Here is a 24,993-nt window from a genome sequence, read left to right on the forward strand (position 1 = left end):
TTGCTTTCAACCGCTCCGAGGAGAGTTCCATGGCCAGTTACCGTGCCCCGCTTCGCGATATGCGCTTTATCCTCAACGAGGTCTTCGCGGCGCCGGAGACCTGGGCCGCCATGCCCGCGACCCAGGCCCTGGATGCCGACCTGGCCGAGGCGATCCTCGAGGAGGGGGCCCGGGTCACCGGCGCCGAGCTCTTGCCCCTCAACCAGAGCGGCGACGCCGAGGGCTGTCGCCTCGAAGACGGTGAGGTGCGCACCCCGGCGGGCTTCAAGGAAGCCTTCGCGACCCTGGCCGAGGGCGGCTGGTTCGGCCTGGGGGGCAACCCGGAGCATGACGGCCAGGGCATGCCCAAGCAGCTCACCGTGGCCTTCGAGGAGATGCTTTACGCCACCAATACCGGCTTCGCCCTCTACCCGGCGCTGAACAGTGGCGCCACCCTGCTGCTCGACAGCCACGCCGATGCGGTCACCAAGGCGTGCTACCTGCCGAAGATGTATGCCGGCCAGTGGCTGGGCACCATGTGCCTCACCGAGCCTCACTGCGGCACCGACCTGGGGCTGATCAAGACCCGCGCCGAGCCGCTGGATGAGCGGCGCTACGCCATTACCGGCACCAAGATCTGGATCACCGGCGGCGAGCACGACCTGGCCGAGAATATCGTCCACCTGGTGCTGGCCAAGCTGCCGGACGCCCCGGCGGGGTCCAGAGGCATCTCGCTGTTCCTGGTGCCCAAGTTCAAGGTCGACGAGCGGGGCGAGCTCGGCGAGCGCAATGCGCTCGGCTGCGGCGGCCTGGAGCACAAGATGGGCATCAAGGGCAGCGCTACCTGCGTGATGAACTTCGACGGCGCCGAGGGCATCCTGATCGGCGAGCCCCACCAGGGCCTGGCCGCCATGTTCACCATGATGAACTACGAGCGCCTCTCCATCGGCATCCAGGGCCTGGGCCTCGGTGAGGTGGCCTACCAGAGCGCCATGGACTTCGCCCGGGAACGTCGACAGAGCCGTGCCCCGAGCGGGCCCGCCGAGCCCGAGGCCGCCGCCGATCCCATCCTGGTGCATCCCGATGTGCGCCGCATGGCCCTGGACGTGAGGGCCTGGAACGAGGGTGGTCGAGCCTTCACCGCCTTCGTCGCCGGTCAGCTCGACCTGGCCAAGTTCCACCCCGAGGCGGCGGTGCGCGACCAGGCCGATGAGATGGTGGCGCTGCTGACGCCGGTGGCCAAGGCCTTCCTCACCGATCGCGGCTTCGAGGCCACGGTCACCGCCCAGCAGCTCTACGGCGGCAATGGCTACTGCGTGGAGTGGGGCGCCGAGCAGTATGTGCGCGACGCGCGCATCGCCATGATCTACGAGGGCACCAACGGCATCCAGGCCATGGACCTGGTGGGGCGCAAGCTGGCCCGCAATCGTGGCGCCTACCTGGCCCGCTTCGCCGCGGCCATGCGCGCCGACCTGGCGGAGGGGGGCGACGCCGAGATCGCCGATTTCCGCGATGCCGCCACCCAGGCCCTGGTGCGCCTGGAGGCGGTCGTCGACGGCCTGCTGGCGCGCGCCGGCGACAATCCCGATGAGCTGGGCGCCGCCGCCACCGATGTCCTGGAGCTGCTGGGCCTGGTGGCCTACGCCTGGATGTGGTGGAAGATGGCCCGGGCGGCGCGTCACGGCCTGGCCGCGGAGGGTGCCAGCGGTGAGGCCTTCTACCGTGCCAAGCTGGCGGTGGGTCGGTATTTCCTTTCCCGCCAACTGCCCAAGGCGCTAAGCCTGGAGGCACGCATCCGCGGCGGCGCCGAACCGCTGATGGGCCTGGCCGAGGAGGCCTTCTACCCGGTCGATTGATTGGGCTCCTGGTGCGCCGCCCGCCGATGCCCAGCCTGGTGTGGGGCATCGGCGTTCAGGGGTCAGGGGGAGGGCGCGGTATCGATACCGCGCGAAAACTCCCGGCGCCAGCGGGCCAGCAGGGCCTGGCGCTTGAGGTCGTCCAGGGTGGCCAGCAGGCTCGGCCCTAGCGGGATGGGGCGCAGCGCCTCACCGTGGGCATCGCGCAGGGCCTCGGCGGTGCCGGGGCCGCGCAGCGAGGGGTGCAGGGCCCCCAGCGGCGTGGCTGCGGCGATCACTCGCTGCCCCGGCTCGCCGATCAAAAAGTTCAGGAAGCGCCGGGCCTGCCGTGGGTGCGGGGCCTGCCTCGGGATCAGCGCCAGGCGCCGCGTGACCAGGGTGTAGTCGCTGGGAATCACCAGGGTGAGCGCCGGGTTCGCCGCCACGGTGGCGCTGGCATAGCTGCCCAGCAGGTTGTAGCCCAGCCAGTAGCGGCCCTCGTCGAGTCCGTTCAGCATCTCGCCGGTGGTGGTCGCCAGGACGCTTTCCGCCTCGCCCAAGGCCGCTACCAGGTCCCAGTAGCGGGGCGAGCGGCGCGCCTCCTCGATGGCATAGGAGTAGCCCGCCCCGCTGCGCCTCGGGTCATAGGTGACGACCCGACCACGCAGGGCGTCGCCGTGACGCTCCAGTAGCTCGAGCAGGGCGGCGTGGCTGTCGGGCCGCCCGAAGCGCTCGATCAGTTCCCGGCGCACCACCATGACCACCGGCTCGAAGGTGAAGGCGAACAGCTCCTGACGCCAGCGGGCCCAGCGCGGCCAGGCCGCGGCGGCGTCGCTCTCCAGGGCCTGTGCCTGGCCGGCGTTGGCGAGGTGATACTGCCAGGGCATGGCCGAGGAGATCAGCAGGTCCGCCTCGTCCGGGGCCGCCAGGAAGCGCTGGTGCAGCGTCAGGGTGTCGAGATTGCGGTAGGTGAGGGCGATCTCCGGGTGGCGGGCGTGGAAGGCCTCGAGCAGCGGGCGCATATAGGGCAGGTCCAGGGCGCCGTGCACGACCAGGGCGTCGCGCGCCTGGCTCCCGGCCTCGGCCGGATAGTGGAGTGACTCCTCGGCGAGGGCGGGATGCCCGAGCAGAAGCAGCAGCAGGCAGGTCGTCGCGAGGGCCTTCATGGCGTGTCTCCCGGGAAGCGCAGGCCGATTCTCAGGCCCCGTCCCGCGACGCCATCCTCCAGGAAGAGGCGTGCCTGGTGGCTGCGGGCGATGCCGTCGACGATGGCCAGGCCCAACCCCGAGCCGTCGCCGCCACCGTCGCCGCCGCGATGGAAGGGGCGCAGCATCAGCCGGCGCTGCGCGGCGGGGATGCCCGGCCCGTCGTCCTCCACCTCCAGGGTCGGCGGGCTGGCATGGACCCTCAAGGTGATGCGCCGGGCGCCGTAGCGTCGGGCGTTGTCGATCAGGTTGCCCAGCGCCTCCTCGAGTTGCCAGTCGATGCCCGAGATCATCACCGCCGTCTCCGGGGTCTCCACGCCCAGGTCGATGCCCTCCCGATGACAGCCGGTCCAGTGGTGGCGTACCGCCTCCCGGGCCAGGGGGACGAGGTCGAGGCGGACCCGTTCGGGGTGGTATTCGGGGTTGTTGAGTCGCGTCAGGGAGAGCAGCTGGACGGCCAGGCGCGAGATGCGGTTGCCGCTGGCCCGGATCGCCTCCAGGGCCTCCCGCCAGCGCGCGGGGTCCTCCTGGCGCAGGGCCAGCTCGGCCCGCGCCGTCAAGCCGGCCAGGGGGGTGCGCAGCTGGTGGGAGGCATCGCCGATAAAGCGCTCCTGATTGGCGCGTACTCGACGCATGCGCGCCAGTAGCTCATTGAGCGTCTCGCGCAGCTCCGCCAGCTCCCGGGGCAGCGGCAGCTCCAGCGGCGCCAGGGTGCGCGGGTCTCGGGCCTGAATCGCTCGACGCAGGCGGGTCAGCGGCGCCAGCGCGGCGCGAATCGCCAGCAACAGGATGGTCACCGCCAGGGCCGCCATGCCGAGGATATAGGCCAGGCTGGAGCGCAGCAGCTCCCCGGCCAGGCGCTCGCGCCCCTCGCGGCTATGGGCGACCCGCACCTCGAAACGCTCGCCGCGGCGCCAGTCCTCGAGCCGCACACGGCCCACGCCCTGGCGAAGGGGCAGCTCGCCCCGCTGGATATCGCGATACAGCAGGCCGTCACCCTCGGGTGGCGGATCCCGGGGATCCCCGGGCAGGCGAGCGTTGCCGGTGATGAAGTTGTCCTCGGCGTCATAGAGGGCGTAGAAGACCCGCTCCTCGGCATCGGTGGCCAGCATCTCGAGGGCCGCCGGCGGCAGGTCGAGCCACAGGCGGTCGTCCAGCCATTGCACCTGCTCGGCGATCGCCAGGATGGCCGCTTCCAGCAGGCGATCATGGGCACGGTCGGCGGTGCGCCGGGCCTCGACCCAGGCCTGCAGGATCATCAGCCCGCCCAGGGCCAGCAGCGGCAGCAGCAGCCAGGTCAGCAGGCGGCGGTAGAGGCTGTCGCGGCGAATCACCGGGCTTCCAGCAGGTAGCCGAGACCGCGCACGGTGCGCAGCGCGATCTCCTCGTGCGAAAGGCGCTTGCGCAGGCGATGCACATAGACCTCGATGGCATTGTCGCCCATGGCTTCTCCCTGGAAGGCCTCCTCGGCGAGGCGCGCCTTGTCCACCGGCTCGCCGGCATGGCGCAGCAGGCAGGCCAGCAGGCGCTGCTCCCGGGGCGGTAGCGCCAGCGTCTGACCCGCCAGGGTGAAGCGCTGGGCCAGGGCGTCGAAGTGCAGCGGCCCCAGTTGCAGGACCTGGCCACGCTCCCGGCGGCGCAGCAGGGCGCGGACCCGCGCCTCCAGTTCGTCGAGGGCGAAGGGCTTGGCCAGGTAGTCGTCGGCGCCCAGGTCGAGGCCGCGCACCCGGTCCTCCACCGCCCCGCGGGCGGTGAGGATCAGCACCGGGGTGTCGCCGTCATGGCGGCGCATGGTGGCCAGCACCTCCAGCCCACCGCAGCCGGGCAGGTTGAGGTCGAGCAGGATCAGGTCCTGGCCATGGTCCGCGGTGTCGAGGCGGGTACGGGCGGCGTTGCCATCGTTGAGCCGTTCGACCCGGTGCCCCTCCAGGCTCAGGGCATCGCCCAGGGTCTCCGCCAGCAGGGGATCGTCTTCTACCAGCAGTAGCCTCATGGGGCCACCTCCGCCGCGCCGGCGAGGGTCCGACAGGCCGTGGCCAGGGCCCGGCGTGCCGCCTGGGGGGCCAGGCGGCCGGCGGGGCCGGAGAGCGACAGCCACAGCGCCTCGGCGCCGAGCGCCTCGGGAAGCGCCTGGCAGATCATGGTGCCGCCGGGCAAGGCGAGGCGCGGGTCGCCCGGCGCTTGCAGCGGCCAGCGGCGCCCGGGACTGAGCTCATGACGCAGTTCCTGATTCGGCAGCGCCACCAGGCGGCACTCGGCCTCGTCGCCGCGACTCGCCAGCAGGGCGGCGGTCTCGCCGGTGGTGGCGGCCAGCCGGTCCAGCGCGGGCTGGAGGCGCGCCGCCAATTCCCGGGAGGGGGGGTGCCGCCGGGCCAGGCGCGCCGGGCTGGCCCCCAGGCGCCAGCGGCCATCGGCGCTACGCTGTACATAGTCGAAGCGCTCCAGCGAGCCCAGCAGGCGTAGCAGGGTGCTCTTGTAGAAGCCGGTGGCCTGGGCGAGTTCGGCCAGGCTCAGCGTCTCCCGGTCGGTGTCGAAGGCCTCGAGCGCCGTCAGCGCCCGTTCCACGGCCTCCACGCGATCCTGTGCCATGACGACGTCTCCGGGGCAGGGGGTGCAACTTTGGTCGTAAATTCACGGCGCGGCGTTGACCCCGTCGAAGGGGACGCCTAGCTTTCTATCCTGAGGAATGAAGTTCTGCCTTACAGAATTGTAAGCTAGCCCGACCGATTCGACAAGTGCCATCTCAGGCGCATCCAAGGGAGACCACAACAATGCCCAAGACCACGCCACTCAAGCTGTTCGCCATCGCCGCTCTCACCGTTAGCGCCGGGGCCGCCCAGGCCTTCGAGCCCCAGGGACGGGTCGAGTGCATCGCCCCCGCCGATCCCGGCGGCGGCTGGGACTTCACCTGCCGCAGCGTGGGCAATGTACTGGAGGCGCTGGACCTGGTGCCGGCCAGCGTGCAGACCATCAACATGGCCGGTGCCGGCGGCGGCGTGGCCTTTGCGCATACCGTGAGCCGGCGCGCCGGCAACGAGCAGTTGCTGGTGGCGGCCTCCACCGCGACCACCACCCGCCTGGCCCAGGGGCAGTTCCCGGGCATGACCGCCGATATGGTCAACTGGATCGGCGCCCTGGGGGCCGACTACGGGGTCATCGCCGTGGCCACCGACTCGGAATACGACGACCTGCCCGAGCTGATGGCCGCCCTCGATGAGGACCCGCGCAGCGTCAAGTTCGCCGGGGGTAGTGCCAAGGGGGGCTGGGATCATCTCAAGGTGCTGATCGCCGCCCAAGCCGCCGGCGTCGATGAGCTGCCGCGCATTCCCTACCTGTCGTACAACAACGGCGGCGAGGCCATGACTCAGGTGGTGGGCGGCCATGTCGATGCCTTCACCGGGGATATCACCGAGGCCCAGGGCTTTCTGGAGTCCGGCGACCTGCGCGTGCTGGCGGTGCTCTCCGAGGAGCGCCTGCCCGGTGAGTTCGCCGATATTCCCACCGCCCGGGAGCAGGGCATCGATGCCCTCGGCCCCAACTGGCGTGGCTTCTATATGCCGGCGGAGATCTCCGAGGATGCGCGGCAGTACTGGATCGACGCCATGGATACCCTCTACGCCAGCCAGGAGTGGCAGGACGTCATGACCAATAACGGCCTGATGCCCTTCCATATGAGCGCCGGCGAATTCGAGCGCTTCGTGACCGAGCAGATCGCCGAGATCCAACAACTCTCCCAAGACATCGGGCTGGTTCAGTGATGACCTTCAACGACCGCATCTTCGGGGTGCTGCTGATCGTCCTGGCCGTTGCCTACGGCTGGGGCGCCACCCAGTTTCCCGAACCGTTCGGCGGGGCCGAAGGCGTCGGCCCCGAGACCTTCCCCTACCTGCTGGCCGTGGTGCTCGGGGTCGCGAGCCTCTACCTGATCGTGCGCCCCGACCCGGATAACGCCTGGCCCTGGAGTCGCACCGGAATCGAGATGGTCATCGCCGTGCTGGTGCTGATCGTCTACACCGCGCTGCTGCAGCCGCTGGGCTTTATCCTCAGCACCCTGCTGGCGGTGGGCACCCTGTGCTGGCGCATGGGGGCCACGCCGATCCGTGCCTATGTCACCGGCGGCATCGCCGGGGTGGTGGTGTTCGTGATCTTCAACTATGCCCTCCACCTCGCCCTGCCGCTGGGCCTGCTCTCCTTCCTGGAGGTGAACTGATGGAAACCCTAGGCTATCTGATCGACGGTTTCGGTGTGGCCCTGGCGCCCCACAACCTGATGTTCGCCCTGCTGGGGGCCTTCCTGGGGACCCTGATCGGCGCGCTGCCCGGGCTGGGCCCGGCCAATGGCGTGGCGATCCTGATCCCGCTGGCCTTTACCCTGGGGCTGGCCCCGGAGACGGCGCTGATCATGCTGACCTCGGTCTATGCCGGGGCCATGTATGGCGGGCGCATCTCCTCCATCCTGCTCAATATTCCCGGCGACGAGCCGGCGATGATGACCTGCCTGGATGGTTACCCCATGGCCCAGCAGGGCAAGGCCGCCGAGGCGCTGGCGATCTCGGCCATCGCCTCCTTCATGGGCAGCCTGATCGCCACCGTGGGCCTGATCCTGCTGGCGCCGATCCTCGCCGACTTCGCCCTGACCTTCGGTCCCGCCGAGTACTTCGCGCTCTTCCTGCTGGCCTTCGCCACCCTCGGCGGCATCACCGGCAAGAACCCCGTCAAGACGGTGGTCGCGGCCTGCCTGGGGCTGATGATCGCCACCATGGGCATCGACAACACCGGGGTGCAGCGCTACACCTTCGGCGTGCTCGAGCTCTACGAGGGCGTCGACTTCATCATCGCCATCGTCGGCCTGTTCGCCATCTCCGAGCTGCTGTTCTTCATCGAGGAGAAGGCGGGGGGCGGCAAGGAGAAGATGGCCGTCAACAAGCTGTCGCTCTCCTGGGCGGAGATTCGCGGGATCATGCCGTCGAGCATCCGCGGCGGTGTGCTGGGCTTTATCGCCGGCGTGCTGCCGGGCGCGGGCGCCTCCCTGGGCAGCTTTATCGGCTATACCCTCGAGAAGAAGATGGTGGGCAGCAAGGGGTACTTCGGGAAGGGCGACCCGCGCGGCGTGGCCGGCCCCGAGGCCGGTAACAACGGCGCCTCCAGCGGTGCCCTGGTGCCCATGCTGACCCTGGGCGTGCCGGGCAGCGGCACCACCGCGGTGCTGCTGGCGCTGCTGATCTCGATGAATATCACCCCGGGACCGCTGATGTTCACCCAGAACGCCGATATCGTCTGGGGCGTGATCGCCGCCCTGCTGATCGGCAACTTCCTGCTGCTGGTGCTGAATATCCCCCTGGTGGGCATCTTCGTCAGGCTGCTTTCGGTGCCGCCGAAGTACCTGTTGCCGATCGTCACCATGATCGCCTTCGTCGGCATCTACTCGATCAGCAACACCACCTTCGATCTCTACTTCATGGTGGCCTTCGGTGTCGCGGGCTATGTGCTGCGCAAGCTGGAGATTCCCCTGGTGCCGGTGATCCTCGGCCTGCTGCTGGGCCCGGAGATGGAGAAGAACCTGCGCCATGCCCTGGATATCTCCGGGGGCGACTGGAGCGTCTTGTGGAACAGCGGCCTGGCCATCGGTCTCTGGGTGTTCGCCGGCCTGGGCCTGATCCTGCCCTACCTGGTCGGCCCGCTGTTGCGCCGTCGCATGAAGGTGGCCGCCGGCAGCGGTGGCCCCGAAGGGGATTGATGACGAAGGCGACCTCTCGTCGCCTCGGGGGCATCGGCAGCGCCGATGCCCCTTTTTTTTGCTTGCTCCTCCGGCGTGGGTCAAGGTGCCCAGCCGTTAGGCGCCACCATGGTGCAGTCCGCCATGGCGGCGCCCTCCTTTGGTGCCGTGCCCCGCGGCCGGGGCCCTGTCGAGGTCCTGGTGTACATCCGGGTATACAAAATAACTATTTGTTTATCATTGATAAATTAGAAAAATCGCGTGCTCTGGTACGAGCCTTGCCTTGTGCTGGGTAACGCCACCGCCAGGAAGCCTCGCCGATGACGGCCCGCCTCGATCTCCGCGCCCCTTGCCCCGATTCGGGGCATCGTTTCGATGCCGGCCGCCGCTGGGTGGCCTCGCTGGAACTCGGCTTCGCGGCGCGCCGGGGGGCCACGCGGATGATCAGGGCGCGTCACCAGGGACCCTTGCGGGTCCAGCGCCCCTTCTATCCGGAGGGGCGGGACGAGGCCTGCCATGTCTATCTGCTGCACCCCCCCGGTGGCCTGGTCAGCGGCGATGCCCTGACCATCCGGGCCCGGGTCGAGGCGGGGACCCGGGTGCTGCTGACTACCCCGGCGGCCAACAAGCTCTACCGGGCCGACAGCCATGGCGTGGCCTGGCGGCAACATACCGAGCTCGAGGTGGCCGATGGCGGCGTCCTCGAATGGCTGCCCCAGGAGACGATCGCCTTCGATGGCTCCTGGGGCGAGCAGGCCACCAGCATCGATCTCTCCGGCAATGCCCGCTGCCTGGGTTGGGAAGTGCTGGCGCTGGGGCGTCCGGCGAGCCACCTGCCCTACGTCAGCGGGCGCATCGAGCAGCGCTTCGCCCTGCGTCGCGACGGCAAGCCGCTATGGCTGGAGCGCCAGCCGCTGGACCCGAGGCATCCGCGCTTTCACGGACGCTGGGGGCAGGGCGGCGCCAGCGTCCAGGCGACCCTCTGGGCGGTGGGGCTGGCCGACGGGCGCGAGGCCATCGAGGCGTTGCGCGAGGCCCTGCCGGCCGGTCCTCGCTGGGCGGTGACGCTGCGCCACGGGGTGCTGCTGCTGCGCTACCTGGGCCAGGAGCGCAACGCGGCCTGGTCGCTCTGCGAGGCCGCCTGGCGAGTGCTGCGACCGCGGCTCGTCGGACGCGAGGCACATCCGCCACGCATCTGGTTTACCTGACACCTACCCGGAGAGGCCCATGGAACTCACCCCGAGAGACAAAGACAAGCTGATGCTCTTCCTGGCCGCCCAACTGGCCGAGCGGCGCCGCGCCCGCGGGTTGAAGCTCAACTATCCCGAGGCGGTAGCGCTGATCAGCTTCGAGATCCTGGAAGGCGCCCGGGACGGGCGCGCGGTAGCGGAGCTGATGAGCCATGGCCGCGAGATCCTGAGCCGTGACGAGGTCATGGAGGGGGTGGCCGAGATGGTGCATGAGGTGCAGGTCGAAGCCACCTTCCCCGACGGCACCAAGCTGGTCAGCGTCCACGACCCGATTGTCTAAGACTGGCTGCACTCGGCCATGCTGTGTTGGCTTCACGACAAAAACTGCTCATTTACTAAAGCAAACTCCGCTTTTTTGCCGCTCGCCGCCTTGCCTGGCCTTCGTTCGCTCAGTTTTCGCGGTTCAGCAGCATTAAACGAGAGGGAAGAACCCCATGATTCCCGGTGAATATCAGTTAAAGGACGCGGAGATCGAACTCTGCGCGGGGCGCGAACGGATCACCGTCGAGGTGGCCAACACCGGCGACCGGCCGATCCAGGTCGGCTCCCACTACCACTTCGCCGAGACCAATCCGGCGCTGCTCTTCGACCGCGCCAAGGCGCGCGGCTATCGCCTGGACGTGGCCGCCGGCACGGCGATCCGCTTCGAGCCGGGCCAGACCCGCGAGGTGACCCTGATTCCCTTCGTCGGCCGCCGGCATATCTATGGTTTTCGCGGCGAGGTCATGGGCGCGCTCTTTATCGCGCCCGACGCCGCGCGAAGGCCGTCTACCGCGCCCGACACCGCGCAAAGGCCGCCTTCCGGTGATGCAGATCAAGGAGGGCAGTCATGAAGATCAGCCGCCAAGCCTATGCGGATATGTATGGCCCCACGGTGGGCGATCGGGTGCGCCTGGGCGATACCGAGCTATGGATCGAGGTGGAGCGGGACGCCAGCCACTACGGCGAGGAGGTGAAGTTCGGTGGTGGCAAGGTGATCCGTGACGGCATGGGTCAGAGCCAGCGTCAGGACGCCGCCGTGATGGATACCGTGATCACCAACGCCCTGATCCTCGACTGGTGGGGCATCGTCAAGGCGGACCTGGGGATCCAGGCCGGGCGGATCAGTGCCATCGGCAAGGCGGGCAACCCGGATACCCAGCCCGGGGTCGAGCTCGTCATCGGCCCGGGCACCGAGGTGATCGCCGGCGAGGGCATGATCCTCACCGCCGGCGGCATCGACGCGCATATCCACTTGATCTGCCCCCAGCAGGTGGAGGAGGCGCTGGCCAGCGGTATCACCACCATGCTGGGCGGCGGCACCGGGCCGGCCACCGGCTCCAAGGCCACCACCTGCACCCCGGGCGAGTGGCATCTCGGCCGCATGCTCCAGGCGGTGGATGCGCTGCCCATGAATATCGGCCTGTTGGGCAAGGGCAACGCCAGCCTGCCCGAAGGCCTGGAGGCGCAGCTCGAGGCCGGGGCCATGGGCCTCAAGCTCCACGAGGACTGGGGCACCACCCCGGCGTCGATCGATACCTGCCTGTCGGTCGCCGAGCGCTATGACGTCCAGATCGCCATCCACACCGACACCCTTAACGAGTCGGGCTTCGTCGAGGACACCCTGGCCGCCTTCAAGGAGCGCGGCATCCATACCTACCACACCGAGGGGGCCGGGGGCGGCCATGCGCCGGATATCCTCACCGCCTGCGCCAAGCCCTATGTGCTGCCGTCCTCCACCAATCCGACGCGGCCCTATACGGTCAACACCATCGACGAGCACCTGGACATGCTGATGGTGTGTCACCACCTGGACCCGAGCATTCCCGAGGACGTGGCCTTCGCCGACTCGCGGATCCGCCGCGAGACCATCGCCGCTGAGGATATCCTCCAGGATCTCGGCGTGATCTCGATGGTCTCCTCGGATTCCCAGGCCATGGGCCGGGTCGGCGAGGTGGTGTGTCGCACCTGGCAGACCGCTCACAAGATGAGGGTGCAGCGTGGCCTGCTGCCGGAGGACCAGGCGCTCGGCGCCGACAACTTCCGCGCCCGTCGCTATATCGCCAAGTACACCATCAACCCGGCGATCACCCACGGTATCGCTCACGAGGTGGGCTCCATCGAGGTGGGCAAGCTCGCCGACCTGGTGCTGTGGAGCCCGGCCTTCTTCGGCGTCAAGCCGGCGTTGATCCTCAAGGGCGGCATGATCGCCGCCGCCCCCATGGGCGACCCCAACGCCTCGATCCCCACGCCCCAGCCGGTGCACTACCGGCCGATGTTCGGCGCCCTGGGGCGTGCCGCCAGCGAGACCCGGGTCAGCTTCGTCAGCCAGGCGGCGCTGGAGGGTGGCATCCGTGAGCGGCTGGGCCTGCAGAGCCGGCTGGTGGCCTGCCGCGACGTCAGGGGGGTAAGGAAAGGGGATATGAAGCTTAACGACGCCTGCCCCGAGCTCTCCGTCGACCCCCAGACCTACGAGGTGCGCTGCGATGGCGAGTTATTGACCTGCGAGCCGGCGACAGAATTGCCACTGGCGCAGCGCTATCACCTGTTCTAGTGCGCCTGCCTAGCAGCCTGAAGAGAGAACCGACGGCCTCCAGCCGGACTGTCCGAGGAGTCAAGAGAATCATGTTGAAACTGACCCAACGCCTGGGGCCCATCGCGGCGGACCAGGCCACCGACACCCTGACGCTGCCCTATGAGCGGCGCGTGCTGGGCCGCCTCAAGGCGCAAAGCGATGGCGGCCGCGCGCTGGGGTGGTTCCTCGAGCGTGGATCGGTGCTGCGCGACGGCGAGGGGCTGCGCGCCGAGGGCGGCGAGATCGTGCGGGTGAGGGCGGCCGATGAGCCGGTGGTCACCGCCCGTATCGCCCCCGGCCTGCCGTTGGCACGCCTCGCCTACCACCTGGGCAACCGTCATGTGCAGCTAGCCCTGGGCGAGGACGCGCGAGGTAGTTACGTACGCTTCCCGCCGGACCATGTGCTGGAGGCATTGGCCGAGCGGTTGGGCGCTAGCCTGGAGCGCCACGAGGCCCCCTTCGATCCGGAGCCCGGGGCCTACCAGCAACTGGACGGTCATTCCCATGCACAGGGGCATCACCACCACGAGCATCGGCACCCTCATGCCCACTGAGTCGGGAAGCGGGCAGGGCGACGACCTGGCGCTGCTGGGCCTGCTGCAACTGGTCAGCCCGGCGCTGCCAATCGGCGCCTTCGCCTTCTCCCAGGGGCTGGAAAGCGCCTTCGAGCTGGGCTGGGTCAGCGATGAGGCGAGCCTCGGCGACTGGCTCGAGGGCGTACTCGCCGATGGCCTGACCCGCTGCGAGCTGCCGGTGCTGGCGCGCCTTTATGCCGCCTGGGCCGAGGGCGATGAGCCGGCACTGGTGGCGTGGGACCGGTGGCTGGCCGCCAATCGCGAGACGGCGGAACTCGTCGCCGAGGATAGCCGGCTGGGGGCGTCGCTGGCGCGGCTGCTGGGCAGCCTGGGGCTCGCGCCGGATGCCCCGGAGCTCCCCGCGGAGGCGGGCCATGTGACGGTCTTCGCCTGGGCGGCCCGGGTGCGCGGCATCGCCCCGCGCCAGGCGCTGCTCGGCTTCGCCTGGGCCTGGCTGGAGAACCAGCTGGCGGTGGCCTGCAAGGCGCTACCGCTTGGCCATACCGCCGCCCAGCAGCTCGTCGAACGGGTGCGCCCGGCCCTGGTTCATGCGGTGGACGAGGCGCTCTCGCTGGGTGATGACGAGCTCGGCCCGGCGCTGCCCGGCCTGGCACTGGCCAGCGCCCTGCACGAGACCCAGTACTCGCGGCTGTTCAGAAGTTAGCGCCGAGCGCCGCGGGCTAAGACAGGATGGTAGGGCGATCACTGGCGAATCCACCTCGCGCGGCCGCTGGCGACTCGGCCGAGGCGACGCGGGAAATCTTCAGGGAAGAAGATTTAGGAAAGTCGGTACAGGGACGTACCGTCTTTCCGACCGCGGGAGAACGGCCGGGGCGCCAGGGTTTCGGACGCGTGGTGTGGTGAGTCCAGTGAGTCGCCCGCGCAGACAGAAAAACGACGAAAGAGTGCAAGAGGAGTGACGATATGACCCATTGTTTACGCGTTGGCGTCGGCGGCCCGGTGGGCTCCGGCAAGACGGCGCTGCTCAAGCAGCTCTGCCTGGCGCTGCGCGACCACTACGATATCGCCGTGGTCACCAACGATATCTATACCCGCGAGGACGCCGACTTCCTGCTCAAGCATGAGGCGCTGGCCGCGGATCGCATCCTCGGCGTGGAGACCGGCGGCTGTCCACACACCGCCATTCGCGAGGATGCCTCCATGAATCTCGCCGCCATCGACGAGCTGCAGGCGCGCCATCCGGGCCTGGAGCTGGTGCTGGTGGAGTCCGGCGGCGACAACCTCTCGGCCACCTTCAGCCCCGAGCTCTCCGACCTGACCCTCTATGTGATCGATGTCTCCGCCGGCGACAAGATCCCCCGCAAGGGCGGGCCGGGCATCACCAAGTCGGACCTGCTGATCATCAACAAGATCGATATCGCCGACCAGGTGCATGCCTCCCTGGAGGTGATGGAACGCGACTCCACCAAGATGCGTGGCGAGCGCCCCTTCGTTTTCACCAACCTCTACGACGGCATCGGGCTGGAGACGATCATCGGCTTTCTCCTCGACCGCGGCATGCTCCCGGAGCGCCGGCCGCCGGAGCGTCGCCCAGAGTCCGCCTAAGACGTATTACCGACACAGACACCCCGGCAAGGAGATATGCCACCATGTTGAACGTTACCCCCTCTCGCCGTGCCGCCCTGGTCGCCGCGCCCCTATTGCTGCTGTTCGTCGGGGCGGCCCTGGCGCATCCGGGCCATGATCATGCCCATGGCGGCGGCTTCGTCGCCGGCCTGGCCCATCCCCTGCTGGGCCCCGACCACCTGCTGGCCATGCTCGCCGTGGGCTTGTGGAGCCGGCATCAGCCTGGCGGGGGCCTTATGCCCCTGCTGGCCGTGGCCGGTATGCTGCTGGGGGCGGGCCTGGCCTGGTCCGGTATCGCCCTGCCCGGAGTGGAGTTCGGCATCGCCCTGAGCCTACTGCTGGTGGGCGTGCTGATCGCCGCCCTGGTGCGCCTGCCGAGCCTCGTCGGTGCCGGGGTGATCCTGCTCTTTATGCTCTTCCATGGCCATGCCCATGGTAGCGAGATGCCGCTTGGCGCTTCCCTGATCGCCTATCTCGCCGGCTTTACCCTGGCGACCCTGGCGATCACCTTAGCCGGGCGCCTGGCGGGGGGCTGGCTGATGGCCCGCGATAACCGGATTCTGCGTGGGCTGGGCGTCGCCCTGGCTGGCGTGGGGGCGCTGTTCGTCGTCGGTTAAGCGCTATCTGCACCCAGGCGTCGCGCGCCCGGCCTTGGCCGGGCGCGCTGCGTTTCGGCTCGGAAGCGGCTATGCTGGCGCCGCGGCAGTGAGTCGCAGTGTTGGGTAGGGAGACCGGAATGGAAAAACGGAGGCGGCCTATGTGGCCCTGGGTATTGGGGGCAATCCTGCTGGCCTGGATGGCCATGGGGCTCTGGCAGAGCGTCAAGCCGCTGCCGGAGGGCATCGGCCGGGCCTGGCCGGTGCGTGGCGTCGAGGAGGTGCGCTTCCTGGCGGACCACACCTGGTATGACGCCGAGGGACGGCGCCATCAGGAGCAGGCGATCTTCGACGAGGTGCTGGCGATGATCCGTCAGGCACGGCGCCTGGTGGTGGTCGATATGTTCCTGTTCAATGACTTTGCCGGCGAGGCCGCGGGGGCGGGATTTCGGCCGCTCTCCAGCGAGTTGAGCCAGGCGCTGCTGGCGCAGAAGCGTCGCTATCCCGAGCTCGAGGTGGTGGTGATCACCGACCCGCTGAATACCCTCTATGGGGGCCTGGCCCTCGAGCATCTGGAGGCGCTGCGCGCGGCGGGCATTCGGGTGGTGGAGACCGAGCTGACCCGGCTGCGGGCCTCCAATCCCCTGTGGTCCGGGGGCTGGCACCTGGGACCCCGCTGGTTCGGCAACAGCGCCGAGGCGGGCTGGCTGCCCAATGCCATGGGCCCTGGCCGTGTCACCCTGCGCAGCTACCTGAGCCTGCTCAACTTCAATGCCAACCATCGCAAGACCTTGGTGGTGGACAGCGGCGATGACTGGCTGGGGTTGGTGACCTCCGCCAACCCCCATGATGCCAGCAGCCGGCACGGCAACGTGGCCCTGCGCTTCCGCGGCCCGGCGGCGCTGGATCTGTTGGCCAGCGAGCGGGTGGTGGCGGCCTGGAGCGGGGTGAGCCTGCCCGAACCGGCGCCGGTCGCCGAGCCGGCGTCGGCACTGGCCCTGCAGTTGTTGACCGAAGGCGCGATCCGCGATGCCCTCCTGGCCACCATCGCCGATGCCGAGGCGGGGGATCGCCTCGACCTGGCGGTCTTCTACCTCGCCCACCGCGGAGTGATCGAGGCCCTTGCGGCGGCCCAGGCGCGAGGGGTGAGGGTGCGGGTACTACTGGACCCCAACCGTGATGCCTTCGGCTTCGCCAAGAACGGCATTCCCAACCGGCCGGTGGCCCAGGAGCTGGCCGCGGCGGGGGTCGCGGTGCGCTGGTGCCTGACCCGCGGCGAGCAGTGCCACAGCAAGCTGCTGCTGCATCGGCCCGCCGGTGCGGGGGAGGCGACGCTGCTCCTCGGCTCGGCCAACTTTACCCGCCGCAACCTGGATAACCTCAACCTGGAGACCAGCGTGCGCCTGACGGGGGGATCGGAGGCCCCGGCCCTGGCGGAGGCCGCCGCCTTCTTCGAGGCGCGCTGGGACAATGGTCCACAGCGACGCACCAGCCAGGCCCTCAACGGCGAGGATCGGGTGGGGCCCTGGGGCTATTGGCGCTACCGGCTGATGGAGGCCTCGGGGCTATCGACCTTCTAGGCTTCGCAGGCGGTCTTGGTAAACGACGACGCCCCGCAACAAGCGGGGCGTCGTCGAGTGTTCGAAGCTGTCGATTAGGCCGGAATATTCAGCCAGTGCTTTGAAAAATAAGAATAAAATGGTGCGGATGGGGAGACTTGAACTCCCACGCCCGAAGGCACCAGAACCTAAATCTGGCGTGTCTACCAATTCCACCACATCCGCAGGGTGAACGGAGTCAGATGACTCGTCGACAGGGCCCCATATTCTAGGTGAATAGTGCCTCAAGTCAAGGCGTTATTGGCCTCGCCGGGCAGCCGCAGGTGCGCCGCGGCGGCACTCGCCAGGGCCTGGGGCGAGCCGTCGCCCAGGGGCGGTACCACCCCCAGGCAGGGCTCGGGCAGGTGGCGGCGTAGGCAGGCCAGGTTGGCGGCCTGCTCCTGCATCTCGGCATCGATGCCGTTGGCCACCCAGCCGGCCAGGGTCAGGCCGTCGGCGCGGATCGCCTCGGCGCTGAGTCGAGCATAGTTGATGGCGCCCAGCTTGAGTCCCACCACCAGGATCACCGGCAGCGCCAGTCGCGAGGCCAGGCCGGCCAGGTCTTCCCGGTCGTTGAGGGGCACTCGCCAGCCACCGGCGCCCTCCACCAGGATCAGGTCCCGGGGCAGGGCCAACTGCGGGGCCAGGCACTCCACCAACCCGGCCAGGGTCAGGTGGTCGCCGGCGCGCTCGGCGGCCAAGTGGGGGGCGATAGCGGGGGCATAGGCGTGGGGGTTGATGGCCGCATAGTCCATGGCCGGGGCGCTGACCGCCTGCAGGGCCAGGGCGTCGGCGTTGCGCAGGCCCTGTGGTGTGGTCTCGCAGCCGGAGGCCACCGGCTTGAGGCCCAGGGTGGTGAGGCCGGCGGCCTGGGCCCGGGCCAGCAGGCCGGCGGCGACCAGGGTCTTGCCGGCGTCGGTATCGGTTCCGGTAACAAAATAAGCACGCATTTTTGACTCACCTATCGAGCGTCGGCCCCGGGGACCGAGTTATCTATCGAGAATCAGGGTCAGGCGCTGGTAGCTGACCGGCAGGCCGGCGGGTTCGCGCAGGGCCTCGAAGCGGGCCTTGGCCCGCTCCAGGTCGGCACGGCCCAGTCGTGGCGCGCCGGCCCCCGGGGCTACCTGGGCGCCGACGCCCTTGATGGAGGCCATCACCGCGGCCAGGTCCGGGTAGAAGAAGCGTTCCCGGGCGCGCTCCAGGCGTACCGTGGCGAAGCCCGCCCGCCGCGCCGCCGCCTCCAGGCGTCCGGCATCGAGGAAGTCGAGCAGGGCGGCGGGGCGACCGGGTCGTGACCAGGCCTGGGCGACCTCGGCCAGGGTGCCCGGGCCCAGGGTATTGATCAGGGCGCGGCCGCCGGGACGCAAGACGCGACGCGCCTCGACGAGCACCGCCTCGAGGTCGGGGCACCACTGGATCGCCAGGTTGGAGAAGAGCAGGTCCAGGCCCTGGTCGGCCAGCGGCAGGGCGGCGGCATCGCCGCGTACCCAGGCGATGGTCTCGGGGTGACGGCGGCGGGCCTCGTCGAGCATGGCCATGGCCAAGTCGAGGCCGATCACCCGGGCCGCGGGGTAGTGGTGCGCCAGGCGCGCGCTCCAGTGGCCGGGGCCACAGCCCAGGTCGAGGATGGTCTCGGCGTGCTCCGGCAGATGGGCCCAGAGGCGCTCTCCCAGGGCGGCCTGGGCCGCGGCGCGCCGGCGGTAGTGGGGGGCGGCGCGGCCGAAGGCCCGGGCGACGCGGCGGCGCCAGGCGCGATCGTCCGCGTCCGGGAGCTCGGTGGCCGCAGGCATCGGTACGCTCATGCATTCACCTCCATCGCCAGGGACTCCAGCTGCCGCACCAGGGCCGCCGGTTGGCTGAGTTGGGGGCAGTGGCCCGCCTCCTCGAGCACCCGCTCCTCCGGCCGTGGGGCGAGCAGCAGGGGATCTCGGGCGCCGCGCAGTCGCCGGATGGGGCAGGGCGGGGCGCCGAGCGTCGCGCCGATATCCAGGTCAGCCAGTTGCTCCAGGCCGGCCGCCAGGGTGGCGTCGTCGGCGGGCGGAACACTCCCCAGCAGGGCGCGCAGTTCGCCGAGGGCCTGGCGCGGGGCCGGCTCGCCGCTTAGTTGGTGGCGTAGGAAATGGCGCCAGGTGGCCCGCGGGTCCCGGGCGAAGGCGCGACGAAAATCGCCCAGCGCGGCGGGGGAGACCGGGCCGTCGGTAAAGCGCGGGGCGCAGCCTAGCAGCACCAGGCCCCGGGGCGGGGGCAGTCGCTCCAGCAGGCTGGCGGCGAGCAGGCCGCCCAGGGACCAGCCCACCCAGAGCGCCTCGCCGGGCAGGCTCGGGGCCATGGCCGTGGCCAGCGCGTCGAGGCCGGCGGGGCTGGCCAGAGCAGGCGCCTGGCCATAGCCGGGCCAGTCCGGCGTCGAGGGCGTCACGTCCGCCGACCAGTGGTGCGCCAGGGAGCGCCAGATACGCGCATCGCAGCCCCAGCCGGAGAGCAGCACCAGATGGCTCACGGCAGCGGCTCCGGGTCGGCGGCGAGCAGCTCGGCGAGGCGTTCCAGCAGCTCGTCGATATCGGCCCGGCGATGGCCGCCGGAGAGGGTGATGCGCAGGCGCCCCTGGCCCTGGGGCACGGTGGGGGGACGGATGGCCCCGACCATGAAGCCCGCCTCGCGCAGCGCCAGGCTCCAGCGCATCACCCGGGCACTATCGCCGAGCAGCAGGGGCTGGATGGGCGTCGGCGAGGGCAGCAGCGGCAGCCCCAGCGCCTTGGCGCGAGCGCGGAAGTGATCGAGGTGCTCGTGCAGTCGCCGCCGGCGTTCCGGCTCCGTCTCGAGGAGGTCCAGGGCGCGAAGCGTGGCCATGGCCACTCCGGGGGGCTGGGCGGTGGTGTAGATATAGGGGCGAGCGAACTGGATCAGGGTATCGATCAGGAGATCGTCGCCGGCGACGAAGGCGCCGGCGGTGCCCAGGGCCTTGCCCAGGGTGCCCACCAGTACCGGCACCCGCTCGGCAGGGAAGCGCCGCCCCACGCAGCCATCGCCGTGCTCGCCCAGCACGCCCAGGCCGTGGGCGTCATCGATCATCAGCCAGGCGTCGTGACGGGCGCAGGTCGAGGCCAGGCCGTCGATATCCGCCACGTCGCCGTCCATGCTGAAGACCCCGTCGCTGACCACCAGGCGCGGGCCCGCCTCGGCACGACTCAGCAGGCGCTCCAGGTCGGCCAGGTCGCCGTGGTGGTAGCGCCGGCTGCGGGCCCCGGCGAGCCGTGCGCCATCGAGCAGGGAGGCATGATTGAGGCGATCCTGAAACAGGTGTGTCTGGCGGTCGCAGAGCGCCTGGAGGGTGCCGAAATTGGCCATGTAGCCGGTGGAGAAGAGCAGCGCCCGCGGGCGGCCGGTCAGCTCGGCCAGGCGCTCCTCCAGCAGCTGATGGGGCAACAGGTGGCCACTGACCAGGTGCGAGGCGCCGGCGCCGGCGCCGAAGCGCCGCCCCCCCTCGGCCTGGGCCTCGGCCAGCCGCGGGTCCCGGGCCAGGCCCAGGTAGTCGTTGCTGGCGAAGTCGCGCACCCGGCTGCCCGGGGCCGGCGTCATGGTCAGGCGGGTGCGCCACAGTCCGGCCTCGCGTTGGCTGGCGAGGCGGGCCGAGAGTCGTTGCCGCCAGGTCATCAGGCCACCGTGGCGTCGTAGTAGAGGCCGGCGCTGGCCTGGCGACGCATGGCGTCTTCCAGCGCCGCGGCCTGTTGGGTGTCGTCGGCGCAGGCCTCGCGGCGCTCCGGATGCAGGCCGAGGCGCTCGAAGAGGCGCTTGTCCCGCGCCGCCTCGGGATTCTCGGTGGTCAGCAGGCGTTCGCCGTAGAAGATCGAGTTGGCGCCGGCCAGGAAGGCCAGGGCCTGGGTGCTGTCGTCCATCTGTTCGCGTCCGGCGGAGAGTCGTACATGACTGCGTGGCATCAGGATACGCGCCACGGCGATGGCGCGCACGAATTCGATGGGGTCCAGGTCATCGACGCCTTCCAGGGGAGTGCCCGGCACCTTGACCAGCATATTGATCGGCACCGACTCCGGGTGGGGGGCCAGGCGAGCCAGTTGCTGCAGCAGGGCGGCGCGGTCGCGGCCCGATTCGCCCATGCCGAGGATGCCGCCGGAGCAGATCTTCATGCCGGCATCGCGGACATGTCCCAGGGTCTCCAGGCGGTCGGCATAGCTTCTGGTGGTGATGATCTCGCCGTAGTACTCCGGGGAGGTGTCCAAGTTGTGGTTGTAGTAGTCAAGACCGGCCTCGGCCAGGCGCCGTGCCTGGGCGTCATTCACCATGCCCAGGGTCATGCAGGTCTCCAGGCCCAGGCCCTTGACCCGCTTGACCATCTCCAGCACCACCTCGAGGTCTTTCTCCCGCGGGCTGCGCCAGGCGGCGCCCATGCAGAAGCGGCTGGCGCCGGCGGCCTTGGCGGCCTCGGCCTGGGCCACCACCTTCTCGATCTCCAGCAGCTTCTCCTTGTCCAGCCCGGTGGTGTAGTGCCCCGACTGGGGGCAGTACTTGCAGTCCTCGGGGCAGGCGCCGGTCTTGATCGACAGCAGGGTAGAGACCTGCACCGCATTGGCATCGAAGTGGGCGCGATGTACCTGCTGGGCCTGGAACAGCAGGTCATTGAAGGGCAGGGCGAAGAGTGCCTCGATCTCCTCCACCGTCCAGTCGTGGCGGGGTGGGGTGGGGCTGGCTAGAGTCATGGGTAGGGCTCGCGGCTGATTTGGTTAACTATATGAATCACTTTAGGTTGACCACGATGATAGGGCGTGGCCACGCCTTGTCAACTTCGATCATACATTGGGTTGACCATGCCCTGCGCCGGGCCCTGCCGGGGCGCTGCGCCTTCTGCCTGGGCCCCGCCGAGCGCCAGGCGCCCTGGTGTCATGACTGCCTGCTGGCCCTGCCCTGGAACTTGCCGGCCTGTCCCCGCTGCGGCGAGCCCCAGGCGGGGCAGGGGCTCGGCAGGCCCTGCGGCGCCTGCCTGAGGCGTCCTCCGGCCTTCGACCGGACCCGGGCGCCGCTGCGCTACGCGGGGGCGGTCGAGGGGCTGGTGCGGGCCTTCAAGTTCCATGCCTCGCCGCGAGCCGGCAGCGTGCTACTGGAGCTCTTCCTGCGCGACCTGACGCTGCCCCCGGTGGCGGCGCTGGTGGCGGTGCCGCTGCATGACCGGCGGGCGCGACGGCGCGGCTTCGACCAGGCGGACTGGCTGGCCCGGCGCCTGGCGCGTCGCCTGGAGCTGCCGTGGATCGAGGCCCGGCGTGTGCGCGACACCCCGAGCCAGCGCGGCCTCGATCGTCCGGCTCGACGCGCCAACCTGCGTCGGGCCTTCCGCATCGACTCGGCGCTACCGGCGCGGGTCGCCTTGGTCGATGACGTCATGACCACCGGGGCCACCCTGGAGGCCCTGGCGCTGGCCTGTCGACGGGCCGGGGCCGAGACGGTCGAGGCCTGGGCCATGGCGCGCACGCCTCTAGAGTCAGCCGCGGGCGCCCCTGGAATAAGCGGCGATTGAAGGCCCCGGGGCTGCTATGATGCCCACTGTCGATCTTCGCAACGCACCAGCAAAGGACGCGCCATGACTCCGGATCCACACCCCTTCGAATTCCTCTCTCCGGCCCGGGTGGTCGAGGCGGTGGAGTCCCTGGGCTTCTGGCTGCCCGGCGAGCCCTTCGCGCTGAACAGTTACGAGAACCGGGTCTTCCAGTTGCATGACGAGGAGCGGCGCCGCTGGGTGGTCAAGTTCTATCGTCCCCAGCGCTGGACGGACGAGGCGATCCAGGAGGAGCATGATTTCCTCGCCGAGCTGCTGGCCGAGGCGGTGCCGGTGGCCGCGCCCTGGCGGGATGCCGGGGGCGTCAGCCTGCATCGCCATGAGGGGTTTCGCTTTGCGCTCTTCCCGCAGTTGCCGGGGGGCGCCCCGGAACTCGACAACCCGGATCACCTCTTCGCCCTGGGCGAGTTGATCGGCCGCCTGCATGCGGTGGGTGGGCGCGGCGAGTTCGTCCATCGTCGGCGCCTCGAGCCCGGCCCCCTGGCCGAGGAGAGCCGCGCCATCGTGCTGGCCGGGCCCTGGCTCAATGCCCGCCAGCGGCGCGCCTATGAGCGCATCAGCGGCGAGCTGGCGGCGGCCATTCTCGAACTGGCCTGGCCCGAGGCCTCGATGATTCGCGCCCATGGCGACTGCCACCTGGGTAATATGCTCGGCCGCGGCGGCGACTTCGCCCTGGTTGACTTCGACGACTGCCTGATGGCGCCGGCGGTGCAGGACCTCTGGATGCTGCTCAGCGCCCAGCATGAACAGGAGTGGCAGATGCAGCTCTCGGAGTTGCTCGAAGGCTATGAGCAGGCCTGTGATTTCGATCGTCGCCAGCTGCGCTGGATCGAAGCGCTGCGTGGCCTGCGGCTGATGCGCCACAGCGCCTGGCTGGTGGCGCGCTGGGAAGATCCGGCCTTTCCGCGGGTCTTTCCCTGGGTCGCCGAGTCGGGCTATTGGGACCAGCATATCCGCGATCTGGAGCAGCAGAGCCTGGCCTTGACGAACCAGCCGCGCTGGCTGGCGGGCCCCGGTTGAGGTCGGAGGCCGCCAGCCGACGCGAGAGGCCCCGCCATTGGCGGGGCCTCTTCGATACTGCCGGTCGCGGGCGTGACGTCAGGGGGTGTCGCCGCCGCTCGCCTGTCGGCGCTCCTCGTTGATCCGCGCCGAGGGGTTGTCCTTGGGCTCCAGGGTCAGGTCATGGCCCAGGCGCATGATAAAGGTGCGGGAGGGCAGCAGGCGCGCCTCGCGGCACTCGGCATCGACGCAGGCGTCCAGGCCGAAGCGGCCATCGGCATCGTAGGCGGTGGCGGACATCTCGCCGCTGAAGATCTCGCTCTCGCCGCCATCGGTGGCGATGCAGGTCAGAGTCTGGGCCGAGACGCGCAACCGCCCGCCATCCAGCAGGCCATCGGCGGTGATCAGGCAGTGGGAAGGCAGGGCAATGTCGCCGGCGGCGTTGGCCACCGGGCGCAGCAGCATATCGCCGCGACGTGGCGCCTCGGGCGTGAAAGCCGTGGACTCGATCACGGCGACTTCGATGATCGCCTCGTTGGGGAGGTGCAGGGTCTCGGCCTGGGCCATCCCGGAACTCAGCAGCAGGGAGGCCGACAGGCCGGTGAGCAGGGAGGTAAGCCGAAGGGTGCGTTGTGCCATGGCGGGACTCTTGATCAATAGCTGACGATAGCGGGCGATAACGGCCAAGCAGCATGTTGCTAGGCCCCCCATGCTAGCACAGCCGGGAGCGCTGCCGCCGGGCCCGCGTGACATTATGCCACGGCGTTGTGGCGCGTCTCGGCGCCAAGGTGCGATGGCGCATCAGGACCTGCGAGACGGGCGCCCATGCGCTAGAATCGCCCCTTTGCCCGGACACGATGCATGACCCGCCATGATCGAGGCGCTGGAAGGCGTGTCCTGGCAAGGATTTTGTTGTACAAGACATGTACTAGCTGCAATACTTTGTAGCGATTTATTCGACAAGTGGGCCACACCATGACCGAAGCACTCGCCGAACACTACCGCCAGATCATCCTGGGCCTCGGGGAAGACCCCGAGCGAGAAGGGCTGCGCGACACCCCCAAGCGTGCCGCCAAGGCGATGCAGTTCCTGACCCGGGGCTATGAGCAGTCCCTGGAGACCCTGGTCAACGGTGCCGTCTTCGAGTCCGAGACCGATGAGATGGTGCTGATCAAGGACATCGAGCTCTATTCCCTGTGCGAGCATCATCTGCTGCCCTTTATCGGCAAGTGCCATATCGCCTACCTGCCCAGCGGCAAGGTACTGGGACTCTCCAAGTTCGCGCGTATCGTCGACATGTATGCCCGGCGCATGCAGATCCAGGAGAACCTGACGCGGCAGATCGCCGAGGCGGTGCAGCAGGTGACCCAGGCGCGTGGCGTGGCCGTGGTGATCGAGGCCAAGCACATGTGCATGATGATGCGCGGCGTGGAGAAGCAGAATTCGAGCATGACCAGCTCGGTGATGCTGGGCGCCTTCCGTGAGAATGCCCCGACCCGTCAGGAATTCCTGACCCTGATCAATGGTCGCTGAGCCG

The 24,993-nt window shown here is 69.5% G+C and carries 25 protein-coding genes, 1 tRNA gene and 1 pseudogene; 16 read left to right on the top strand and 11 right to left on the bottom strand.

The features are described from left to right. Positions 1 to 29 precede the first annotated feature (29 nt). The gene (locus HPA02_RS08580; protein ID WP_146802772.1) at positions 30 to 1,835 is read left to right on the top strand and encodes an acyl-CoA dehydrogenase C-terminal domain-containing protein; all 1,806 of its coding nucleotides are present in this window, start codon (positions 30 to 32) and stop codon (positions 1,833 to 1,835) included. 62 nt (positions 1,836 to 1,897) lie between these two features. Here the strand turns inward: HPA02_RS08580 and HPA02_RS08585 are convergent, their stop codons facing one another. The 4 genes from HPA02_RS08585 to HPA02_RS08600 are packed head-to-tail and all read right to left on the bottom strand — an operon-like array spanning position 1,898 to position 5,608. Further along, positions 1,898 to 2,980 (bottom strand): ABC transporter substrate-binding protein, encoded by a 1,083-nt coding sequence (locus tag HPA02_RS08585; RefSeq protein WP_146802773.1) that lies wholly within the window; start codon positions 2,978 to 2,980, stop codon positions 1,898 to 1,900. Beyond that, positions 2,977 to 4,353, bottom strand: coding sequence for a sensor histidine kinase (locus HPA02_RS08590; RefSeq protein WP_146802774.1), 1,377 nt, complete (start codon positions 4,351 to 4,353; stop codon positions 2,977 to 2,979). Before HPA02_RS08590 ends, HPA02_RS08585 begins: the two co-directional genes overlap by 4 nt. Beyond that, positions 4,350 to 5,012, bottom strand: a complete 663-nt coding sequence (locus HPA02_RS08595; RefSeq protein ID WP_146802775.1) for a response regulator transcription factor — start codon at positions 5,010 to 5,012, stop codon at positions 4,350 to 4,352. Before HPA02_RS08595 ends, HPA02_RS08590 begins: the two co-directional genes overlap by 4 nt. Further along, complete coding sequence (locus tag HPA02_RS08600; RefSeq protein WP_146802776.1) at positions 5,009 to 5,608, bottom strand: helix-turn-helix domain-containing protein; 600 nt, start codon at positions 5,606 to 5,608, stop codon at positions 5,009 to 5,011. Before HPA02_RS08600 ends, HPA02_RS08595 begins: the two co-directional genes overlap by 4 nt. A 182-nt stretch (positions 5,609 to 5,790) precedes the next feature. Between HPA02_RS08600 and HPA02_RS08605 the strand changes: the two genes are divergently transcribed. The 12 genes and pseudogenes from HPA02_RS08605 (at position 5,791) to HPA02_RS08660 (ending at position 16,876) form a co-directional block, all read left to right on the top strand. Next, positions 5,791 to 6,777: a Bug family tripartite tricarboxylate transporter substrate binding protein gene (locus HPA02_RS08605; protein WP_146802777.1), complete on the top strand. Its 987-nt coding sequence runs from the start codon at positions 5,791 to 5,793 to the stop codon at positions 6,775 to 6,777. Then, positions 6,777 to 7,229, top strand: coding sequence for a tripartite tricarboxylate transporter TctB family protein (locus HPA02_RS08610; RefSeq protein ID WP_146802778.1), 453 nt, complete (start codon positions 6,777 to 6,779; stop codon positions 7,227 to 7,229). Before HPA02_RS08605 ends, HPA02_RS08610 begins: the two co-directional genes overlap by 1 nt. Beyond that, the gene (locus HPA02_RS08615; protein WP_146802779.1) at positions 7,229 to 8,755 is read left to right on the top strand and encodes a tripartite tricarboxylate transporter permease; all 1,527 of its coding nucleotides are present in this window, start codon (positions 7,229 to 7,231) and stop codon (positions 8,753 to 8,755) included. The genes HPA02_RS08610 and HPA02_RS08615 overlap by 1 nt, the downstream gene beginning before the upstream one ends. Positions 8,756 to 9,054: 299 nt before the next feature. Further along, complete coding sequence (locus HPA02_RS08620) at positions 9,055 to 9,942, top strand: urease accessory protein UreD (RefSeq protein ID WP_146802780.1); 888 nt, start codon at positions 9,055 to 9,057, stop codon at positions 9,940 to 9,942. Between the two features lie 19 nt (positions 9,943 to 9,961). Next, the gene (locus tag HPA02_RS08625; RefSeq protein WP_146802781.1) at positions 9,962 to 10,264 is read left to right on the top strand and encodes an urease subunit gamma; all 303 of its coding nucleotides are present in this window, start codon (positions 9,962 to 9,964) and stop codon (positions 10,262 to 10,264) included. Between the two features lie 154 nt (positions 10,265 to 10,418). After that, positions 10,419 to 10,721: pseudogene (locus HPA02_RS08630) on the top strand (urease subunit beta); the annotation flags it as partial. Positions 10,722 to 10,813: 92 nt separating this feature from the next. Beyond that, entirely contained in the window at positions 10,814 to 12,517 is a 1,704-nt protein-coding gene (gene ureC, locus HPA02_RS08635) for an urease subunit alpha (protein WP_146802783.1), read from the top strand. A 71-nt stretch (positions 12,518 to 12,588) separates the two neighbouring features. Continuing rightward, complete coding sequence (gene ureE / locus HPA02_RS08640; protein WP_146802784.1) at positions 12,589 to 13,092, top strand: urease accessory protein UreE; 504 nt, start codon at positions 12,589 to 12,591, stop codon at positions 13,090 to 13,092. Continuing rightward, entirely contained in the window at positions 13,082 to 13,777 is a 696-nt protein-coding gene (locus HPA02_RS08645) for an urease accessory protein UreF (protein ID WP_146802785.1), read from the top strand. The genes ureE and HPA02_RS08645 overlap by 11 nt, the downstream gene beginning before the upstream one ends. A gap of 260 nt (positions 13,778 to 14,037) precedes the next feature. Further along, positions 14,038 to 14,679, top strand: coding sequence for an urease accessory protein UreG (ureG, locus tag HPA02_RS08650; protein ID WP_146802786.1), 642 nt, complete (start codon positions 14,038 to 14,040; stop codon positions 14,677 to 14,679). A 44-nt stretch (positions 14,680 to 14,723) separates the two neighbouring features. Beyond that, positions 14,724 to 15,317, top strand: a complete 594-nt coding sequence (locus HPA02_RS08655; RefSeq protein ID WP_146802787.1) for a HupE/UreJ family protein — start codon at positions 14,724 to 14,726, stop codon at positions 15,315 to 15,317. A 140-nt stretch (positions 15,318 to 15,457) separates the two neighbouring features. Beyond that, positions 15,458 to 16,876 (top strand): phospholipase D-like domain-containing protein, encoded by a 1,419-nt coding sequence (locus HPA02_RS08660; RefSeq protein ID WP_146802788.1) that lies wholly within the window; start codon positions 15,458 to 15,460, stop codon positions 16,874 to 16,876. A 119-nt stretch (positions 16,877 to 16,995) separates the two neighbouring features. On the opposite strand, the gene HPA02_RS08665 is transcribed toward HPA02_RS08660, so the two are convergent. The 6 genes from HPA02_RS08665 to bioB form a co-directional block, all read right to left on the bottom strand. Beyond that, a tRNA-Leu gene (locus tag HPA02_RS08665) sits at positions 16,996 to 17,080 on the bottom strand. 59 nt (positions 17,081 to 17,139) lie between these two features. Beyond that, positions 17,140 to 17,844 carry a dethiobiotin synthase gene (gene bioD / locus HPA02_RS08670; RefSeq protein ID WP_146802789.1) on the bottom strand — a complete coding sequence of 235 codons (705 nt, stop codon included), beginning with the start codon at positions 17,842 to 17,844 and terminating at the stop codon, positions 17,140 to 17,142. 39 nt (positions 17,845 to 17,883) lie between these two features. Continuing rightward, positions 17,884 to 18,696, bottom strand: coding sequence for a methyltransferase domain-containing protein (locus HPA02_RS08675; RefSeq protein ID WP_146802790.1), 813 nt, complete (start codon positions 18,694 to 18,696; stop codon positions 17,884 to 17,886). Next, entirely contained in the window at positions 18,693 to 19,391 is a 699-nt protein-coding gene (locus tag HPA02_RS08680) for an alpha/beta fold hydrolase (protein ID WP_146802791.1), read from the bottom strand. The genes HPA02_RS08675 and HPA02_RS08680 overlap by 4 nt, the downstream gene beginning before the upstream one ends. Next, positions 19,388 to 20,545, bottom strand: coding sequence for an 8-amino-7-oxononanoate synthase (bioF, locus tag HPA02_RS08685; protein WP_146802792.1), 1,158 nt, complete (start codon positions 20,543 to 20,545; stop codon positions 19,388 to 19,390). The genes HPA02_RS08680 and bioF overlap by 4 nt, the downstream gene beginning before the upstream one ends. Continuing rightward, a complete protein-coding gene (gene bioB / locus HPA02_RS08690) occupies positions 20,545 to 21,606 on the bottom strand; it encodes a biotin synthase BioB (protein WP_146802793.1) in 1,062 nt (353 codons plus the stop codon). The genes bioF and bioB overlap by 1 nt, the downstream gene beginning before the upstream one ends. Positions 21,607 to 21,683: 77 nt before the next feature. Between bioB and HPA02_RS08695 the strand changes: the two genes are divergently transcribed. Further along, positions 21,684 to 22,418, top strand: a complete 735-nt coding sequence (locus HPA02_RS08695) for a ComFC family protein (protein ID WP_244945895.1) — start codon at positions 21,684 to 21,686, stop codon at positions 22,416 to 22,418. A gap of 63 nt (positions 22,419 to 22,481) precedes the next feature. Continuing rightward, positions 22,482 to 23,477, top strand: coding sequence for a serine/threonine protein kinase (locus HPA02_RS08700; RefSeq protein WP_146802794.1), 996 nt, complete (start codon positions 22,482 to 22,484; stop codon positions 23,475 to 23,477). Positions 23,478 to 23,555: 78 nt separating this feature from the next. Here the strand turns inward: HPA02_RS08700 and HPA02_RS08705 are convergent, their stop codons facing one another. Next, positions 23,556 to 24,095 carry a hypothetical protein gene (locus tag HPA02_RS08705; protein WP_146802795.1) on the bottom strand — a complete coding sequence of 180 codons (540 nt, stop codon included), beginning with the start codon at positions 24,093 to 24,095 and terminating at the stop codon, positions 23,556 to 23,558. Positions 24,096 to 24,431: 336 nt separating this feature from the next. Here HPA02_RS08705 and folE point away from each other — a divergent pair, with 336 nt between their 5' ends. After that, positions 24,432 to 24,989, top strand: a complete 558-nt coding sequence (gene folE / locus HPA02_RS08710) for a GTP cyclohydrolase I FolE (protein WP_146802796.1) — start codon at positions 24,432 to 24,434, stop codon at positions 24,987 to 24,989. Positions 24,990 to 24,993: the final 4 nt, after the last annotated feature.

It is taken from the genome of Bisbaumannia pacifica (assembly GCF_007989625.1).
GTDB lineage: Bacteria > Pseudomonadota > Gammaproteobacteria > Pseudomonadales > Halomonadaceae > Bisbaumannia > Bisbaumannia pacifica.